This window comes from Pedobacter cryophilus (genome assembly GCF_005116455.1).
In the GTDB taxonomy this organism is placed as follows: domain Bacteria; phylum Bacteroidota; class Bacteroidia; order Sphingobacteriales; family Sphingobacteriaceae; genus Pseudopedobacter; species Pseudopedobacter cryophilum.
The window spans coordinates 696,530-715,104 of record NZ_SWBP01000002.1; the positions used below are offsets into that span (position 1 = coordinate 696,530).

The window sequence follows — 18,575 nt, forward strand, 5'->3', positions numbered from 1 at the left end:
TTTTTAAAATGATTAAAAATAAAATAAGTGTTTTATTGATTGCTTTTGCAGCAATAGCCTGTAATCAGGATAAAAAAACAACATCCAGTTTAGATACTAATGAAGTAATCACTGATAAAACTGTAAACATTGCTTTTAGTGGTGATACCTCAACCACAGGAATGGTTTACATAAAAGCCGGTACATTTATGATGGGGGCAGATAATGCCCAGGCAGATAAAGACGAGTACCCTAAACATAAAGTAAGTTTAGATGGCTTTTGGATGGATGAACATGAAGTAACCAATGCCCAGTTTGCAAAATTTGTAGCAGCCACCAATTATATTACCACAGCCGAGCAAAAACCAGATTGGGAAGAACTAAAAAAACAATTGCCGCCCAATACGCCAAAACCAGATGAAAGTCAGTTAGTACCCTCGTCTTTGGTGTTTACGCCGCCCAATCAGCCGGTAAATTTAAATGATTATTCGCAATGGTGGAGCTGGGTAGAAGGTGCAAATTGGAAACATCCAAAAGGAAAAGGAAGTGATATTGAAGGAAAAGAGAATTACCCAGTAGTACATATCAGTTGGGATGATGCGATGGCTTATTGCAAATGGGCAGGGAAAAGATTACCAACCGAAGCCGAATGGGAATACGCAGCCAGAGGAGGCTTACAAGATAAAATCTATCCATGGGGAAATGAGCATATCAATATTGGAAAAGCTAAAGCCAATTCGTGGGAGGGAAGTTTCCCAGATAAAAACACCGGTTTTGATGGTTTTAAAGAACTGGCGCCAGTAAAATCATTTTCAAAAAATGGCTATCAATTATATGATATGGCAGGAAACGTATGGGAATGGTGTGCAGATTGGTATAGAAATGATTATTACCAGAGTGTGAATAAACCGGATGGCGTTAAAAACCCAAAAGGCCCATCGGATAGTTATGATCCAGACGAGCCTTATACGCCAAAAAAAGTTGCCCGAGGCGGTTCTTATATGTGTAATGATAGTTATTGCTCTGGTTACCGGGTAGCCCGAAGAATGAAAAGTTCTTATGATTCTGGAATGAGTAATATGGGTTTTAGGTGTGTAAGATAGTTTTTTGAGGCACATCAGTTAAACCATGCTTAAAACGAGGAGGAGGATATTAGTAATATAATGAATGTCGTTTTACAAGGAATTAACAACAGTGGTGATTCGGAGATTTATAAAATAGGGATGGATATTTATAATAAATATAAAATAAATACAGTAACCATTCCATCTGGATTAGATAATAATCAAAGTAAGAAGGTTTCAGTGCCAAAATTAAAGGAGTAAGATTAGATGAAGAATTTTGTTTTGTTTCTTATTATAATAATGTTTTTTGGATCATGCTCCAATAAGTCAAAGATTGATGGCCCCATCCTGGTTTAAGTGTTCCTTTTTCAGGATCACTTAAATCTTGCTATGAAAACCGAGGACTGTGTCCGGGAATTGAAGAAAATATTTACTTTTATCTATGGCAACACGCTACCGCTTTGGAGACAATGAAAACGCACACTTTGTAACATTTGCCGTTATTAACTGGATTGATGTTTTTAGCAGAGAAACTTATAAAGAAATTTTACTAGATAGCTTAAAGTTTTGTATCCAACAAAAGGGATTAAATCTTCATGCTTGGGTAATCATGACAAATCATGTTCACTTAATTATTTCATGTAAAGAAGGATTTAAGCAAGCTGATGTGTTAAGAGATTTAAAGAAATTTACCGCTAAAACAATCATAAAAACTATTGAAGAAAATCAGCAAGAAAGTAGAAAAGAATGGATGATATGGATGTTTAAACGAGCAGGCTTAAAAAATGTAAATAACAAAATATATCAGTTTTGGCAACAAGATAATCATCCAATAGAATTAACTACTTTAGAAATGATGCAACAAAAGATGGATTATATTCATGAAAACCCAATGAGAGCAGGGATAGTATTTGAACCTCAACAATATAAATATAGTAGTGCTTTATCTTATTTTGAAGATATAGAAGGTTTTTTGCCGTTGGAAAGAATGTGGTAATACTATTTCCGGACGCAGTCCTCGGTTTTCATAAAGCATTTAAGTGACCCTATCGGAACACTTAAACGAGGAGGGGCAGTCCTCGGTTTTCATAAAGCATTTAAGTGACCCTATCGGAACACTTAAACGAGGAGGGGACATAAAAAATAAAGAAACTTATAATAAAAGGGGTAGATCATTTTCTAAAATTGGAAAGTATAAACAGGCCATTGAAGATTATAATATGGCCTTAGCTATTGATTCTAATTATGCTATTGTCTACAACAATAAAGGTATTGTTTATGAACAAATAGGTAAATATAAAGATGCTATTGATTGTTATAATAAATCTATAAAAAAAGACAGTTTAGATCCTCGCTTCTATTTCAATAGGGGAGTATCATATTTATATTTAGACCAACCTATATCAGCTATAGATGATTTTGATTTAGCCATACAAAAGAATTCCAGAGAGCCTATCTTTTATTTAAATAGAGGAATGGCATATTTTATTTTAAACCGTCTTAAATTTGCTTGTGAAGATTGGGAGAAAGCATCGAAACTAGGAAGTAATGAAGCAAAAGTGTATTTAAAAGAAAAATGTCAGAATAATGACCTGAATTTGGTTGAAATGTGACTCAGTATGATTTTTTCTTGTTTTTTAGCTCCTTTATTAAAAGCTCAGGATTGAAGTGAGATATTCCTTTTCCTAATAAAATACTCTTATTATTATAATGGAAATATAAAAGTAATTCGTTTCTATCATAAATTCTAAAACCATTTATGCCCCAATAGGTGTTCGTTTTTTCAGATATTATTTTTAGATTTTGAATGTTTTTTAGTGAATAACTATGTGATATATACAAACCCATAAAATGCTTTCTTATTATTAATTGTTCTGTGTTTATAAATAGAGAAAGTTTTCCAGTTAACGACCATATACTTTTATATGTAAAAAAGATGGTCATTAATATTGCTATAGATTGTAGTATGATTTCTTCAAATCCTAAATCCGTTATTGGCCTTTTGTCTTTAAGGTAGTAAATGGAGGTAATTATAATCCATAATACTGAAAATAAAAGAGTAGGTATGTCTTTATGACTTTTAAAATGTATTGCTTTATCGTTTAAATTAATTGGATCCATATTTACAGCGCATTAAGTTTAGCCGCTTTGATGAGCCCATCCAAAGCATAGAAAATATGTTCTTTGTCGTTATCGGGAAGCTTTTCAATATCCTCCAGACGTTTAATGGTCTTTTTATCCAGTTCAAGATCAGACTTACCAACCAAGAAATCCAAAGAGACCTCCAAAGCATCCGCCATCCTTACCACCACTTCAATAGAAGGTTTCACCTCATCGCGTTCGTACCTGCCGATGATGTCACCGGAAGTTTCCACCAGCTTGCCAAGGTCAGCCTGAGAAAGTCCTTTTTTCTTGCGTAAAGTTGTGATCTGTTGCCCTAAAGTCATACCTAAAAGTAGTTAAAACGTCATCAAAAAGGGATGATGTGCAAAAATAGCTGATATAAATAGCATATCAAAGAAAGATAAGTCTGGTATATTTCTGATATATCTTTTATATTTGTGACAGATAAGTCAGAAAAAAATAAATCAAAATAAAATTCCACATGTCCAACTTCAACACCGAAAACCTGTCCTGGTTTAAGTCTTAGCGGGCAAAGGCAAAAAGAGATGGGTTGACTTAAATCTTAATAGCAGCACAAGCGTAGAAAAAACGAGAGAGCTTAGTCCTAATAAACTAGGCTTTTTTTATAACAAAAAATAACAGCAAAAAATATAAAGAAGTGCGAAGCTTCGCACTGTTTGGCGCATGTTATAGGCAAGCTAGCCTTCTTATTACTTAAGGAATTCGGCAACCGGAAGAGCAAGATCCAACAAGAGTTTGAGAGCGGTAAGCACAAAGCCTAAAATAAACAACCAGAAAAAAGCAGGATGGTTCTTTGCCCATTTGATGATGCGGTCAACTCGGGTTGTTTCGTCCTGATAGCCTCCTTTTTCAAAGAATATCTTTCCCTGCCCGGTAACGGTAATGTCTCAAATATGTTGGTGATTACCTAAGTAATTGATAATCAGTATTAATAATATTTTAAAATTAAAATAATCAGTAAAAAAGGGTGATATAACTATATTACCCTTTTTTATTGGGTGAAAATTAGAGACTTAAAATGTTAAATACCAGTGTAGGTGTATCAAAATTGTGGGTATGGTAAAATGTAAAACCTGCAACCAAAAAGCAATAGGATGGGGAAAAGTAAAAACCATAAAGAGGTTTTATTGTAAATGCTGTAAAACAACATTTTTAGAACATTATGAATATAAAGCTTACGAAATGGGCATCAATAAAATGATTGTTAATTTAACCAAAGAAGGGTGTGGGATAAGGAGTATTAGTAGGTTGCTAAATATTTCTACCCAAACTGTTATTTCAAGAATAAAAACCATAGCAAATGGTCTCAAAGCTCCAATTATTAGCCTTTACAAAACCTATGAAGTGGATGAATTAAAAACATTTGTAGGCAGCAAAACCAACGAACAATGGTTAATTTATAGTTTAGAAAGAGAAAGTAGGCGAGTGGTTAATTTTAAAATTGGTAAAAGAACAAAGAAAAATATTCAGGTCGTTACAGATAGTTTATTATTAGCAAAGCCGCTTAAGATATACACAGATGGTTTAGGGATATATAAAAGCATACTTCCACAAGAAATTCATAGGCATGCATTTCATCAAATTAATTATATAGAGCGTAAAAACTTAAGTTTAAGAACTCACCTTAAAAGATTGAGTAGAAAAAGTATTTCATTATTCCACTGGTCTAATAAGGCCAAAATACCTACAAAAAATAGTTCCCTTCAAATGATGTTTTTTAAGTAATTATCAAAAAAAAGATTTTATGATGGGAGTTTTAAGATTTATTCGGTCTTAATACCAATAGCTTGCTCATTTGTGAGTAAAAACCAATAATAAAGTCAAACATGAAAATATTTAAAAAGCAGAAGTTAAGAGCTGTAATTTTATGCTCATTAGTTATTTTGATAAGTATATCCTGGATAAAAAAAGAAGATGATTTTGTAAAAAAAAGCTTTCAAACAGCAGCGCCATTATATACCCAATTGTTAAAGGTAACTAATGGCAATTTTAAATATTATCCTCATTCTTTATTAGAGAATGGCAGCATTAAGTACTATAATATTGATGAATGGACTGGTGGTTTTTGGCCCGGTAGTTTATGGTATATGTATGAATACACCAAAGATCAAAAATGGAAAGATGCAGCATTGGCTTGGACAAATTCTTTAGAAACTAATCAATTCAATACCAACCATCATGATATTGGTTTTATGATGTATTGTAGTTATGGAAATGCATTAAGATTTGATCAAAATCCAAAATACCAAGAAATTTTAGTGCAATCGGCTAAATCATTAACTAAAAGATATTCTCCTATAGTAGGAAGCATTCAATCATGGAATGAAAGAAAATCTAAAGGAGATATTAATACTTGGGAATATCCAGTAATTATGGATAATATGATGAATTTAGAATTGCTGTTTTATGCATCTAAAGTAACCAAAGATCCAACCTATAAAGAAATAGGCATTAAACACGCAGAGCAAACCATGAAAAACCACTTAAGAGAAGATTACAGCTCTTACCATGTGGTAAATTATGATCCAAAAACTGGTAAAGTATTGCATAAACAAACACTTCAGGGCTTTTCAGATGAATCTACATGGGCCAGAGGGCAGGCTTGGGGCATTTATGGTTTTACTACCGTTTATAGAGAAACTAAAGACAAACGTTTTTTAAATACAGCTATTAAAATGGCCGATTTCTTTTTAGATCATCCTAATTTACCTGCTGATAAAATTCCTAATTGGGATTTTAATGTGGGAGAAGCTGGTTTTAAGCCTGATTGGGATTTTAACCCTTCCAAATTTAAGGAAACGCCCAGAGATGCATCGGCGGCGGCCATCACCAGTTCTGCATTATTAGAATTGAGCACTTTTGTAAAAGGAGCTAAAAGGAAAAAATATAATAATGCAGCTGTAGCGATTTTAAAATCTTTAAGTTCTGATGCCTATTTAAATACAGATAAAGCTAATCCGTATTTTTTACTAAAACACAGTACTGGTAATTTACCAAGCAACAGAGAAATTGATGTGCCTTTAATTTATGCAGATTATTATTTTTTAGAGGCATTAGTGAGGTATCAGCGTAAGCAAACCAAATAAATATGAAGATTTTTTTAGTAACGTTTATGCTTTTTTTCTTGTTATTTAGCTGTAAAGTGAACAAGAATATCACACCATTTAAGGCAATAAAAACTTTAAAAGTGATGTCTTATAATATACATCATGCCAACCCTCCGGCGTACCAAGAAAGTGGCGAAATAGATATTAATGCAATTATTGAGGTAATTAATAAAGAGCAGCCAGATGTGGTGGCTCTACAAGAGGTTGATGTAAATACAAAACGTAGCGGAAAAATTAATGAGGCGCAAATTATTGCTGATAAATTGGGCATGCAAGTGTTTTTTGCTAAAGCTATAGATTATGATGAAGGCGCATACGGACTGGCTATTTTATCTAAATATCCAATTACAGATCAAGCTATTTATAAATTGTCTTTAAAAGCTGATGCCAAAGCCGAGCCTCGTATTTTACAAACTGCAATAATCAATCTCCCTAACAACCAAAAAATAAGGTTTGCCAATACGCATTTAGATGTTTTAAATACCGGGAATAGAGAATTGCAGGCTAAAGAAATTACCACTATAGCCAAAGCAGAACAATTCCCATTTTTAATTGCCGGAGATTGGAATGCTAATGTTGGGAGTGCTACGCTTCATATTATGGATGAAGTTTTTAGTAGAACTTGTGAAACTTGCCCCATCACTTGTCCCGAAGATGGGGAGCAAGGCGCTATAGATTTTATTGCTTTTACGCACAATTCGCCTTTTAAAACCATAAATTATAAAGTGCATCAAAAGGTTAAAGTATCAGATCATTACCCAATTACAGCCAAACTTAGCTTGTAGTTTTGTTTAAGTATCAATTTACATGAGAGTAAAAAATAAGGGCGTTTAATACATGAAAAAAAATTAAAAAGATTTTACTAAACATAGCGTTGTATAATTCAAAATATTCGATAAATTTGATTTAGCCCTGTATGTTTAAATCAAAAGACGATAAAGAAGCAGATAAGTTGTTGTTGCAACAAATAAAAGACGATAGTACTTTGGCTTTTGATGCGCTTTATGATAAATATTGGGAGCAGGTTTACAATGCAGCCTATAAGCGATTAAAAGACGCAGATTATGCTAAAGATATCACTCAAGATATTTTTCTTCAACTTTGGTCTAAAAGAAAAGACCTTCAAATAGATCATTTTGCACCCTATCTTTTTACCGCCGTTAGAAACAATGTTTTTAAATGGATGGAAAAGGAGCAAAAATTTACTCCAGTACCAGAGTTACTCGCACATTTAGAACGCTCAAGAGATCAGGCTGATGCCGAGGTTTTAAGAAAAGAGTTTATGGTAAAATACGAAGCGCTTGTAAATAGCTTAACCCCGGCGCAACAAGAAATATTCAGGCTTCGTTTTCACGATGATCTTTCTACCAAAGAAATTGCCGAAAAATTGAATATCAGCCGTAAAACAGTACAAAATCAACTAGGTAAAAGTGTAACTCAATTAAGAGAATCTTTAGACTTATTGTACTTTGTAGTGCTTATTCACCTCTATAATTAAAAATATTTTATTTTCTTGTGGGACTTTTTATCTTTTGGCGGTCTATCTATTAAAGGCCTTAATTGAGCCATAATTATAATGGATAAAAAAGAGTTTTTAAAGCTTCTAAATAAATATAATCAAGGTAAAGCCAATGCAGAAGAAATTGCATTTCTAAAAGCTTATTACAATCTTTTTGAGCAAAGTGAAGAAGTACTGCTAAAGGTAAATCAATCAGATAAAAATATTTTAAAGCAAAGCATCTCATCAGAAATAAAGAAAAAAATGCTTTTGATGGAAGAGGAAGAAGAAACGCAACTAGTTCCTTTCTTTACCAAATGGAGATGGCTTGCTGCAGCATCAGTTTTTGTAGCTGTTTGCACCCTTGGTTTTTTACTTTTAAAGCCAGCGCCAAAACCTCAAATGGCTAAACTTAAATCAAAAGTTACCTTACAAGATATTGCGCCTGGCAGTAACCAAGCCGTATTAACCTTAGCTAACGGAGAATCTATTACTTTAAATGATAAAGAAAATGGGGTTTTAGCAAAGCAAGCAGGTGTAGTAATTAACAAAAGCAGAGATGGTTTATTGCAATATGTAATTACTGCTGATGCTGAACCAGCTATTAATACCATTAGTACGCCAAGAGGAGGGCAATATCAGTTGATTTTAGCTGATGGAACTAAGGTTTGGTTAAACGCTGCTTCCTCTATTACTTTTCCAACCAAGTTTAATGGCGACGAAAGAAAGGTTAAAATTGAAGGTGAAGCCTATTTTGAAGTGGTTAAAAATGCAAAAAAACCTTTTAGGGTAGTATCTAAAAATCAAGTGATTGAGGTGTTGGGTACCCATTTTAATGTGAATACTTATGATGATGAGTTTACAAATAAAACTACTTTATTAGAAGGAAGCGTGAGGGTGAGTAAGTTAGATGAAAACGGAAAAATACAATTGGTTTCTGCCAAAGTTTTAAAGCCAGGAGAGCAAGCTAGCTTAGCCGCAAATCAGAATAATATTTTAGTTTCTATAGCTGATGAAGAAGAAGCCATAGCTTGGAAAAATGGATATTTTAAGTTTAATAAAGCTGATATACAAACCATGATGAGACAAGTTTCTAGATGGTATAATGTTGATGTGGTATTTAAAGGAGAAATCAGTAAAGATTTATTTGTAGGTAAAATTAACAGAAGCGAACATGTATCTGGCGTATTAAGAATCTTAGAATTGAGTAAAATTAATGTGGAGATTAACGGAAGAACAATAATTATTTCAAACTAAATAAACTAAACTATATAAACCTAAACCCCAAAAAATATGAAGACTTAAGTACAACTGTTAAAGTCTAATCCATAAAAAAAACCGGAGTGCTACCAACACAACCGGTTTTCATTTCCATTTTGGAAATCGTTTGGATTAAAACCTAAAAAAAATCTGTGTAAGGAATCTAGATCAATTAACCCAAACTTTACAAAAGTATGCAATTAAATTTTTATGGTAAAATCCAGAATTTAACTGGATCTATCCCCTCAAAACTGTTTCTAAGAATGAAACTAACAGTTATTTTAATGATTATAGGCTGCTTGCAAATTAATGCAAAAAGCTTCTCTCAAAGCATCAATCTAACAGGGAAAAACATTACGCTAGAGAAAGCTTTAACCGAAATTGGCGAACAAAGCGGTTATTTCTTTTTCTATAAATACAATGAAATAAAGCAAGCTAAGCCTGTAACGCTAAACCTAAAAGGCGTAAGTTTAGAAAAGGCTTTGCAAGAAAGCTTCAAAAATCAACCTTTTACTTATGCTATTGATCATAAAACTATAGTAGTTACCCAAGCATTGGCTAAGTCGGCCATTGTTTTGCCGGTAAATGTTAAAGGAAAAGTAGTAGATGAAAAAGGCTTACCATTGCCTGGTGCATCTATTAAGGTTAAAAATGTAAATAAAGTTACCCAAACAGATATTAACGGGAACTTTAGCTTTAGCGATTTAGCAAACGATGCTGTTTTAGAAATTAGTTATACTGGTTTTGCACCACAAGAAGTGGCTGTTAATGGCAGAGAAAGCTTAACTATTACCTTAAAAGAAAGCAGTTTAAATTTAGAAACTGTAGTATTTGTTGGTTATGGTACTCAACAGAAAAAAGATGTTACTGGTGCGGTAAGTTCTATCGGCGCAAAGCAAATTAAAGATCAGTCTGTAGTAAGTTTAGATAATGCAATGGCTGCTCAAATGGCAGGTGTGCAGGTTACTCAAGCATCTGGTGCGCCAGGTGGTGGTTCTACCGTTAGAATTAGAGGAGCAGGTTCTTTAAGTGCCGGAAACGAGCCATTATATGTAGTAGATGGTTTTCCGGTTACTAATGATTTTAACCAAAGAAACAATCCCTTAAATACCATTAACCCAGCTGATATTGAGAATATTCAGGTTTTAAAAGATGCTTCTGCAACTGCAATTTATGGTTCTAGAGGGTCTAACGGGGTAGTTATTATCACCACAAAATCTGGCAAATCTGGTGTTTCTAAAATGGATTTCAGTGTAAACACAGGAATACAACAGGTTGAAAAAACTTTAGATGTTTTAAATGCTACAGAATTTGCTAATTACATCAATGAAGCCAGAAATAATGCTTGGATAAATTCGGGCGTAGGTCGTTTAGCTACTGATCCTAACTCTGCCCGTTTAAACAATGTGATGTATTTGTTGCCCGCAGTTTTAAGTGATCCTAGTGCTTTAGGCGAAGGAACTAATTGGCAAGATGAGATTTTTAGAACAGCCATGACTAGTAATTACCAATTGAATTTCTCAGGCGGTAATGATAAAACTAAATTCTTTGTTTCTGGTGGTTACTTAAGCCAAGAAGGAGTAATTTTAAAATCAGATTTAAAGCGTTATTCTTTCCGTTTAAACGTAGAATCTCAAGTAAATAAAAGAGTAAAGGTAGGCGCTAATCTTACGCCAACATATACTTTCTCTAACCAAACTTTAGCAGAAGGTAATTGGCAAGGTGGTGGAATTATCCAATCAGCAATAACTGCTGCGCCATATTTAAGTCCTTATGATGCTAACGGAAATTACACTAAAATTACTGGACAAGGTATTGGAACAAGTGAGGTAGATAACCCAGTAAAAATTGCTAATGAGTATTTTCATCAACAAGGAAATTTAAGATTATTAGGAACTGCCTTTGCAGAGTTTAATTTAGCTAAAGATTTAAACTTTAAAACTTTAGTAGGTGCTGATGTAAGAAACTTTGGGGAAGATATTTTTAATCCATCGGTAATTAACCCTAATAGTGTAAATGCAACCAAACTATCAACGGCTACCAATAATTTAGTAGAGAATAGAAACTGGTTATCAGAGTTTACTTTAAACTATGCTAAAAAAGTTAAAAAGCATTCATTTGAAGGTTTATTAGGTTATACCATCCAAAAGGAAAACATCAATGTTAGCGCTATTAATGCTACTAACTTTCCTAATGATGAGATTAAAACTATTAATGCGGCAGGCTTAATTACCAGCGCATTATCTAGAAAAGAAGAGTGGTCTTTATTATCATACTTAGCCCGTTTAAACTACAGCTTTAATGATAAGTATTTATTAACAGCCACTTTCAGAACCGATGGTTCATCTCGTTTTGGAGCGGATAACAGATGGGGAACTTTTCCTTCAGTTTCATTAGGATGGAGAGTTTCTGAAGAAGATTTCTTAAAAAGTGTAAACTGGTTATCTGAGTTAAGAGTAAGAACCAGTTATGGTTTAACCGGGAATAACTTTATCACCAATTATGGCGCTATTGGCTTAACCGGAGCAGATAATTATGTGTTTGGTGGTGCAGGTGGCGTTTTAAATAACGGAATAAGATTAACTAATATTCCAAATAGCAAATTAGGTTGGGAGCGTAACAAACAATTAGACTTAGGTTTAGAGTTAGGCTTATTAAAAAACCGTTTTGCAATGTCTTTTGATTATTATAACAAAAGAACTTCTGATTTATTGTTAAACGTACCAGTTCCAACTTTAACAGGTTATACTACCGCATTACAAAACATCGGAGAAATAAAAAATCAAGGTTTCGAATTTACTTTAACCAGCAGAAATATGGTTAAAGCTTTTAAATGGACTACTGATTTAAATTTTTCTACCAATAATGTAGAGGTTTTAGCTTTAGGTCCTGATGGATCACCAATACTAGCCAGACAATCAACTTTTGCAGCAGGTTCAACACATATTACAGAAATTGGCGCTGCACCAGGTTCATACTTTGGCTATAAAGTAATTGGAGTTTACCAAAACGCAGCTGATGTAGCAAACAGTGCTACTTTTAAAAATGCGGCAGGTGTGCCAACTGTAAAACCTGGTGAATTAAAATTTGCAGATATCAATGGCGATGGTGTTTTAACTGCTGCCGATAGAACAAATTTAGGTAGCCCATTCCCTGATTTTACTTACGGAATGACCAATACTTTCAATTACAAAAACCTTGATTTTGCTTTCACTTTACAAGGTGTACAAGGTTTTGAAGTATTAAACGCCGCAAGAAGATTTTACGGTAATTACGCAGGTTCTTACAACGTATTGTCTAGTACGGCAAACGGATGGAAATCAGAAACTGATCCAGGCGATGGTGTAAGCCCACAAATTGATAGAAACTTTAACGGTTATGCAGCAACTTCTGTAATCAATAACGTTACCTCTCAATTTGTTGAAGATGGCTCCTTCTTAAGAATTAGAAACATCACTTTAGGTTATAACTTGCCACAACCGGTGCTTAAAACTTTAAAAGTGGCTAACGCAAGATTAAGCTTTACCGTTCAAAACGCTTACACTTTCACAAAGTATGAAGGTTACAACCCAGAGGTGAGTGTAGAAGGAGCAAATCCTTTGGTTCCTGGTGTTGATTCTGGCGGTTATCCTTTAGCCCGCACATTTATGTTTGGTTTAAATTTTGGATTTTAATACAATGATGGTTATGAGAAATATTAAAACATTATTTGCAGCAGGTGTAATTGTATTACTATCTGCAAGCAGTTGCAATAAAGATTTTTTAGAACTTGCGCCTGTATCTCAACAAAACGGTAGTAATTTCTATAAAACTTCTGAAGATATAAAAAATGCACTTTCAGCAGCTTATGGTGGTTTGCAATACGGAGGATTATACTATTCTTCTATGCATATTATTGGAGATTTAAGATCTGATAATACAGAGATTACTAATCCAAATGCCGGTGCAGACCAACAGGCCGTTGATAACTTTACCAACTTACCTACAAACTCTATCAGCAGTACCACTTGGGCAGGGCATTATCAAGCTATTCAATCTGCCAACATCGTGATAGAAAAAATAGAAGCTGTTAGCATGGATGCAACTTTAAAAGCAAGATATACTGGCGAAGCAAAATTCTTAAGAGCTTTAATGTATTTTAACTTGGTCCGTATTTTTGGTGATGTTCCTTTGGTTACCAAAGTAATTAATAATCCGGAAGAAGGTTATGATTATGGAAGAGAAACAGTAGCCAATGTTTATGTGCAAATTACTGCTGATTTAACTGCGGCCGAGGCTTCTTTACCTTTTGAATATACTGGTGCTGATATTGGCAGAGCTACAAAAGGAGCGGCCATGTCTTTATTAGGTAAAGTGTACTTAACTCAAAAAAACTGGAGTTTAGCAGCTTCTAAGTTGAAAGAAGTGATAGACCAAACTGCAAGTAATAAGTATCTATTGTTACCCACTTATGCAGGTGTATTTGGGGTAGCTAATGAGAATAACAGAGAATCTATTTTTGAAGTTCAATTTAAAAGAGCAGCAACCGGAGAAGGTAGCCCATTTACCAATCAGTTTGCACCCATCGGTTCAGGTACAGCGGTAGTTTCTATTGGTAATCCATTGGGGCAAAATATTCCTACTGCAAACATGAATAGTGCTTATGAAGCAAATGATGCCAGAAAAGCAGTTTCTCTGCGTACAAGTTATGTTTTAGGTGCAAATACGGTAAACCATAATTATGTAGTTAAATACGCCGGAACACCTGCCGCTAATTTAGATAGCGATAACAATTGGATTGTTTTAAGATATGCCGATGTGTTATTAATGTATGCCGAAGCTTTAAATGAGCAAGGTTACGTAGCTGATGGGCCAGCGTTTATTTATTTAAATCAAATAAGAACCAGGGCAGGTTTACCCATCAAAACCAGCAACAACGCTAATGCAGCTTTACGAGTGGCAGACCAAGCTGCTTTTAAATTAGCTGTTGAACAAGAAAGACGAGTGGAATTAGCTTTTGAAGGTCACCGTTGGTTTGATTTGGTACGTACTGATAGAGCTTTAACTGTATTAGGTGCAAACGGAATGCAGGCGCATCATACTGTTTTCCCTATTCCACAAACACAAATAGATATCAATCCGGGTAAGATTACCCAGAATCCAGATTACAATTAATAAAAAAGGGACAAAGGTTGGTTAAGTAAAAAAGAGTAGGCTTTTCATGTGTAAAAGCATGAATGCCTACAATTTTTGTCCCTTTTATACAATTTTTAAATCGTGTTCTAAAAGAGGCGACTAGCTACGCTTTTGCTCCTATTTAACTGCAAACTAATTCATGAAAAAACTGATATTTCCTTTATTACTAAGCCTTTTAGGTATTCAAAACTTAAATGCACAGCAAGTTCAAACCCTTAATATAAAAGACACGGGGTATAGAGGCATTTGGTACAGTAATGAGCCTTCAAAAGATGAATATGTTTATAAATACAGCGGCGGTTTAGGTACCTATCCGGCAAACCATTATCCCTTTTCTATTTATGTAAAAGAACAAAACAAAACTTTTTTTTGCTACGGCGGTGCCGATTTGGAAGGAAAAACTTTGCTCCATGCCGTTTCTTATTTTGATCATAAAACAGGTAAAGTACCCAAGCCTACCATTGTTTTAGATAAGAAAACCAACAATGCGCATGATAACCCTGTAATGAACATTGATAAGGATGGATACATCTGGATATTTTCTACCGCACATGGCACAAACAGCCCATCATACATTCATAAAAGCTTAAAACCTTATGATATTGACGCTTTTGAAGAAGTAAAAGCCACCAAAATTGTTGATGGAAAAGAAGCTCCTTTAAATAATTTCTCTTACCTACAAAGTTGGTATCAGCCACAAAATGGTTTTATCAATTTATTTACCCATTATGATAGGCAGGTTATCCCAAACCAACCTTCAAAACCTAGAAGAACAATCAGCTACATGACCAGTAAAGATGGGGTGCATTATTCGGAGTGGAAAGATTTATCAACCATACAGGAAGGGCATTACCAAACTAGTGGACAGTATCAAAACAAATTGGCAAGTTCTTTCAACTTTCATCCTATAAAAGTTGGTGAAAACGGATTGAACTATCGCTCTAACTTATACTATATCCAAACACAAGATTTTGGAGAAACTTGGCAAACTGCAAACGGAAAAGATGTGCAGGTCCCACTTAAAGAAATTGATAATCCTGCTTTGGTGAAAGATTATTTTTCATCAGGATTAAATGTATATATCAATGATTTGGCTTTTGATGCCAAAGGAAACCCAGTGATATTATACTTAACAGGTAAAGGTTATGAAGCTGGCCCAGAGAAAGGCCCAAGAACATGGCATACCGCCAGATATACCGGTACAAATTGGGAGATTTTGCCCTTAACACAGTCGGATAATAATTACGACATGGGCTCACTATATATTGATGAAAAAGGGATTTGGCGAGTGGTTGGCCCAACTACAACTGGTCCGCAGGCTTACAATACAGGCGGCGAAATGGTGTTGTGGACAAGCAAAAATCAAGGGAAAACTTGGAAGAGTAAAGCCATGACCGCCAATAGCGAATTAAACCATTCTTATGCCCGTCGTCCAGTAAATGTTCATCATGATTTTTACGCCTTTTGGGCTGATGGACATGGCAGACAACGCTCTGTTTCTCATCTCTATTTTTCTGATAAAAAAGGAAATGTTTATCAGTTACCAGCGCAAATGGATGCTGATTTTGTAAAGCCTATCAAATTGAAAAAGCCTAAAAAATAAGTTGATGAAGAACCTTCTTTTAATTTTTTCTCTAGCTATTATCTTATTGTCTTGTAAACAGCAAGCTCAAAAATCTTTGGAGCTGTTAGATCATATCGCGTTAGCAAAAAGTACTTTAAAAGTGGAGGTTTTAGCTCAAGATTTAGATGTTCCTTGGGATTTGGCTTACGCCGATGATGGATTTTTATGGGTTGCAGAACAAGGAGGAACGGTTTCAAGAATTGAATTATCAACAGGAGAACGAAAACAAGTTTTAAAAATTGAGGAAGTATGGCGTCAACGCACCTCAGGTTTATTAGGGATGGCTGTTCATCCAAATTTTAAACGTAACCCTTATGTGTTTGTAAATTATACCGCAAAAAGAGATAGCTTAATGGTAAGCCGTTTGGTACGCTATACTTTTAAAAATGATAGCTTATATGATGCTCAATTATTGTTAGAAATTGATGGAAACACTGCTCACAATGGTTCTAGGATAGCTTTTTCAGCAAACGGAAAGTTACTTTGGGCAACTGGCGATGCGCATCATTTTGAAAATGCGCAAAATGATAAAAGTTTAAATGGTAAAATATTAAGGTTAAATACCGATGGTTCTATTCCACAAGATAACCCAAACCCTAAAAGCTATGTTTGGGCTAAAGGTTTTAGAAATATACAAGGTTTAGCCGTTTCTAATAAAGGCTTGGTTTACACATCAGAACATGGCGATGCCATTGAAGATGAAGTAAATTTAATTGATAAAGCGGCTAATTATGGCTGGCCATTTATAGAAGGCAAACATGATTTAGCAAACGAAAAAGCCTTTGCAATCGCAAATAATACAACAGAACCTATCCGCTCATGGACGCCAGTAATTGCGCCATCTGGTTTAACTTATTATGGTGGTAAGGTTATCCCCGAATGGCAAAATAGCTTGTTGCTTACCACTTTAAAAGCCAGAAGTTTACGGGTTTTGAAACTGAATGATGATGGTAAATCTATAGAGAGCGAAGAGATTTTCTTTGCTAATTATTATGGCCGTTTACGTGATGTTTGTGTAGATAACAATGGTGCCGTTTACATCAGCACCAGTAATAAAGACTGGAATCCTAGTCCGGGTTTTCCTTTAGCAGCCGATGATAAAATCTTAAGAATCAGTTTAACTCAAAAAGTAACTCAAAAAGTTTTAAGAGGTGTAAAAGCTGAAAATGCGCTCCCTAAAAACGGACAACAATTGTATCAGGTTTATTGCGGCTCTTGCCATAAAGAAGATGGAAAAGGGGTTTCTGGAGTTTTTCCTGCATTGGCTGGTTCGGCAAAAGTAAACGGAACGCCAAATTCATTAATTCAAATCTTGTTAAAAGGAATTAATCAAAATCCGAGTCAGCAAATGCCAGCTTTTAACTTCTTAAAAGACCAGGAAGCTGCTCAGATTTTAACCTATATGAGAAAAAGTTGGGGAAATAATAGTGCTGAAATTGACGCAAACCAAATCAAACTTAACCGATAAGCATGAGTTCAAAAACATCAAAAAATAAATTAATACAAGCTTTAATGGGTTTAGGCCCAGGTATAATTACGGCGGCTTTGGTTTTTGGTCCTAGTAAAATGACTATTACTTCCAAATTAGGTGCCGAGTATGGTTATGCCATGCTTTGGGTGGTGGTGGTAGCCATTTTCTTCATGCTCATTTTTACCAATATGGGCGCAAGAATTGGTTTAAGCAGCTCGACCAGTTTGCTCAGTCATATCAGAAATCAGTGGGGAAAAAGTGCTGGAATTGTGATTGGAATTGGTGTTTTTTTGGTTACCACATCTTTTCAAGCGGGTAACTCTATTGGCGTTGGTATTGCCATTGCCGAGGCTACAGGTACTAAGCCTTGGATTTGGGTTTTGGTATTTAATATTTTAGGCATGAGCTTACTCTTTTTTAGAAGCTTTTATAAAACCTTAGAAAAGCTAATGATTGCGTTGGTTGGCTTAATGCTTATCTCTTTTTTAACCACTCTTTTTTTGAGTAAACCATCTTTAAATGGTATAGCAAGTGGTTTTATTCCGTCTATTCCATTGGGTTCTACTGGATTACTTATTGCATTTATGGCTTCATGTTTTTCAATTGTTGGGGCTTTTTATCAATCGTATTTAGTACAAGAAAACAAAAAAGAGGGAGATGAAGCAAGCGGACAAAACAGAAGTTTTACAGGGATTTTAATTCTTGGTTTAATGAGTGCCGTAGTTATTATTTGCGCTGCCGCAGTTTTACATCCTCAAGGTATTAAGGTAAATAGTGCATCAGAAATGTCTAAAGCTTTAGAGCCTTTATTTGGTACTTATGCAGCACAATTATTTTTAGCAGGCTTATTTGGAGCATCTTTTTCATCATTAGTAGGTAACGCAACTGTGGGTGGCAGTTTATTGGGCGATGCGTTGGGATTTGGTAATAAACTGAGTGCAAAAGCAGTAAGAGGCTTTATTGCTTTGGTAATGATTTGTGGAGCAAGCATCTCCCTAATTTTCGGAAAACTGCCTTTAGAGCTCATCATTTTTGCGCAAAGTGTCACCATATTTTTAGTTCCATTTATCGGTTTAGCCATGTATGCAATAGCCAATGACGCAAAAATTATGGGTAAGCACATTAATAAGCGACTTTCTAAAGTAGTAGGCGCTTTAGGATTGCTTTTACTAACTGGCTTAGCCATTTGGAATTTCTACGAACTATTCATCAAATAAGACAACAACATCATATTTTAAAATTTTAGATTATA

General features: G+C 34.7%; 16 protein-coding genes. 14 read left to right on the top strand and 2 right to left on the bottom strand.

Features of this window, described 5'->3' with window-relative positions; translation table 11 throughout:
* Positions 1-8: 8 nt before the first annotated feature.
* The 4 genes from FA046_RS08230 (at position 9) to FA046_RS08240 (ending at position 2,656) form a co-directional block, all read left to right on the top strand.
* Positions 9-1,082: a formylglycine-generating enzyme family protein gene (locus FA046_RS08230; protein ID WP_136825899.1), complete on the top strand. Its 1,074-nt coding sequence runs from the start codon at positions 9-11 to the stop codon at positions 1,080-1,082.
* A 60-nt stretch (positions 1,083-1,142) separates the two neighbouring features.
* A complete protein-coding gene (locus FA046_RS17240; protein WP_169303328.1) occupies positions 1,143-1,304 on the top strand; it encodes a hypothetical protein in 162 nt (53 codons plus the stop codon).
* A gap of 181 nt (positions 1,305-1,485) precedes the next feature.
* Positions 1,486-2,040 carry an REP-associated tyrosine transposase gene (locus tag FA046_RS08235; RefSeq protein WP_136825900.1) on the top strand — a complete coding sequence of 185 codons (555 nt, stop codon included), beginning with the start codon at positions 1,486-1,488 and terminating at the stop codon, positions 2,038-2,040.
* A 43-nt stretch (positions 2,041-2,083) separates the two neighbouring features.
* Positions 2,084-2,656: a tetratricopeptide repeat protein gene (locus FA046_RS08240; RefSeq protein WP_136825901.1), complete on the top strand. Its 573-nt coding sequence runs from the start codon at positions 2,084-2,086 to the stop codon at positions 2,654-2,656.
* Between the two features lies 1 nt (position 2,657).
* Here FA046_RS08240 and FA046_RS08245 read toward each other — a convergent pair whose 3' ends face one another.
* Both FA046_RS08245 and FA046_RS08250 read right to left on the bottom strand, forming a co-directional pair.
* Positions 2,658-3,164, bottom strand: a complete 507-nt coding sequence (locus FA046_RS08245) for a hypothetical protein (RefSeq protein WP_136825902.1) — start codon at positions 3,162-3,164, stop codon at positions 2,658-2,660.
* Between the two features lie 2 nt (positions 3,165-3,166).
* Positions 3,167-3,490 (bottom strand): helix-turn-helix domain-containing protein, encoded by a 324-nt coding sequence (locus tag FA046_RS08250; RefSeq protein WP_136825903.1) that lies wholly within the window; start codon positions 3,488-3,490, stop codon positions 3,167-3,169.
* A gap of 754 nt (positions 3,491-4,244) precedes the next feature.
* On the opposite strand from FA046_RS08250, the gene FA046_RS08255 reads away from it, so the two are divergent.
* The 10 genes from FA046_RS08255 (at position 4,245) to FA046_RS08300 (ending at position 18,540) form a co-directional block, all read left to right on the top strand.
* A complete protein-coding gene (locus FA046_RS08255; RefSeq protein ID WP_136825904.1) occupies positions 4,245-4,913 on the top strand; it encodes an IS1 family transposase in 669 nt (222 codons plus the stop codon).
* Positions 4,914-5,014: 101 nt separating this feature from the next.
* Entirely contained in the window at positions 5,015-6,274 is a 1,260-nt protein-coding gene (locus FA046_RS08260; RefSeq protein ID WP_136825905.1) for a glycoside hydrolase family 88 protein, read from the top strand.
* A 104-nt stretch (positions 6,275-6,378) separates the two neighbouring features.
* Positions 6,379-7,080, top strand: coding sequence for an endonuclease/exonuclease/phosphatase family protein (locus tag FA046_RS08265; protein ID WP_169303329.1), 702 nt, complete (start codon positions 6,379-6,381; stop codon positions 7,078-7,080).
* 131 nt (positions 7,081-7,211) lie between these two features.
* Positions 7,212-7,793: an RNA polymerase sigma factor gene (locus tag FA046_RS08270; RefSeq protein ID WP_136825907.1), complete on the top strand. Its 582-nt coding sequence runs from the start codon at positions 7,212-7,214 to the stop codon at positions 7,791-7,793.
* A 78-nt stretch (positions 7,794-7,871) separates the two neighbouring features.
* Positions 7,872-9,050: a FecR family protein gene (locus FA046_RS08275; protein WP_136825908.1), complete on the top strand. Its 1,179-nt coding sequence runs from the start codon at positions 7,872-7,874 to the stop codon at positions 9,048-9,050.
* Positions 9,051-9,316: 266 nt separating this feature from the next.
* The gene (locus tag FA046_RS08280) at positions 9,317-12,727 is read left to right on the top strand and encodes a TonB-dependent receptor (RefSeq protein WP_205943620.1); all 3,411 of its coding nucleotides are present in this window, start codon (positions 9,317-9,319) and stop codon (positions 12,725-12,727) included.
* Positions 12,728-12,740: 13 nt separating this feature from the next.
* Positions 12,741-14,207, top strand: a complete 1,467-nt coding sequence (locus tag FA046_RS08285; protein WP_205943621.1) for a RagB/SusD family nutrient uptake outer membrane protein — start codon at positions 12,741-12,743, stop codon at positions 14,205-14,207.
* A 160-nt stretch (positions 14,208-14,367) separates the two neighbouring features.
* Entirely contained in the window at positions 14,368-15,831 is a 1,464-nt protein-coding gene (locus FA046_RS08290; protein WP_136825910.1) for a BNR-4 repeat-containing protein, read from the top strand.
* 4 nt (positions 15,832-15,835) lie between these two features.
* A complete protein-coding gene (locus FA046_RS08295; RefSeq protein WP_136825911.1) occupies positions 15,836-17,320 on the top strand; it encodes a PQQ-dependent sugar dehydrogenase in 1,485 nt (494 codons plus the stop codon).
* Positions 17,321-17,322: 2 nt separating this feature from the next.
* Positions 17,323-18,540: an Nramp family divalent metal transporter gene (locus FA046_RS08300; RefSeq protein ID WP_136825912.1), complete on the top strand. Its 1,218-nt coding sequence runs from the start codon at positions 17,323-17,325 to the stop codon at positions 18,538-18,540.
* The last annotated feature ends 35 nt before the right edge of the window (positions 18,541-18,575 follow it).

Excerpts from the sequence above, each read along its gene's own strand:
- FA046_RS08230 (WP_136825899.1), top strand. The coding sequence starts at position 9 with ATGATTAAAAATAAAATAAGTGTTTTATTGATTGCTTTTGCAGCAATA.
- FA046_RS17240 (WP_169303328.1), top strand. The coding sequence starts at position 1,143 with ATGAATGTCGTTTTACAAGGAATTAACAACAGTGGTGATTCGGAGATT.
- FA046_RS08235 (WP_136825900.1), top strand. The coding sequence starts at position 1,486 with ATGGCAACACGCTACCGCTTTGGAGACAATGAAAACGCACACTTTGTA.
- FA046_RS08245 (WP_136825902.1), bottom strand. The coding sequence starts at position 3,164 with ATGGATCCAATTAATTTAAACGATAAAGCAATACATTTTAAAAGTCAT.
- FA046_RS08250 (WP_136825903.1), bottom strand. The coding sequence starts at position 3,490 with ATGACTTTAGGGCAACAGATCACAACTTTACGCAAGAAAAAAGGACTT.
- FA046_RS08255 (WP_136825904.1), top strand. The coding sequence starts at position 4,245 with ATGGTAAAATGTAAAACCTGCAACCAAAAAGCAATAGGATGGGGAAAA.
- FA046_RS08260 (WP_136825905.1), top strand. The coding sequence starts at position 5,015 with ATGAAAATATTTAAAAAGCAGAAGTTAAGAGCTGTAATTTTATGCTCA.
- FA046_RS08265 (WP_169303329.1), top strand. The coding sequence starts at position 6,379 with ATGTCTTATAATATACATCATGCCAACCCTCCGGCGTACCAAGAAAGT.
- FA046_RS08270 (WP_136825907.1), top strand. The coding sequence starts at position 7,212 with ATGTTTAAATCAAAAGACGATAAAGAAGCAGATAAGTTGTTGTTGCAA.
- FA046_RS08275 (WP_136825908.1), top strand. The coding sequence starts at position 7,872 with ATGGATAAAAAAGAGTTTTTAAAGCTTCTAAATAAATATAATCAAGGT.
- FA046_RS08280 (WP_205943620.1), top strand. The coding sequence starts at position 9,317 with ATGAAACTAACAGTTATTTTAATGATTATAGGCTGCTTGCAAATTAAT.
- FA046_RS08285 (WP_205943621.1), top strand. The coding sequence starts at position 12,741 with ATGAGAAATATTAAAACATTATTTGCAGCAGGTGTAATTGTATTACTA.
- FA046_RS08290 (WP_136825910.1), top strand. The coding sequence starts at position 14,368 with ATGAAAAAACTGATATTTCCTTTATTACTAAGCCTTTTAGGTATTCAA.
- FA046_RS08295 (WP_136825911.1), top strand. The coding sequence starts at position 15,836 with ATGAAGAACCTTCTTTTAATTTTTTCTCTAGCTATTATCTTATTGTCT.
- FA046_RS08300 (WP_136825912.1), top strand. The coding sequence starts at position 17,323 with ATGAGTTCAAAAACATCAAAAAATAAATTAATACAAGCTTTAATGGGT.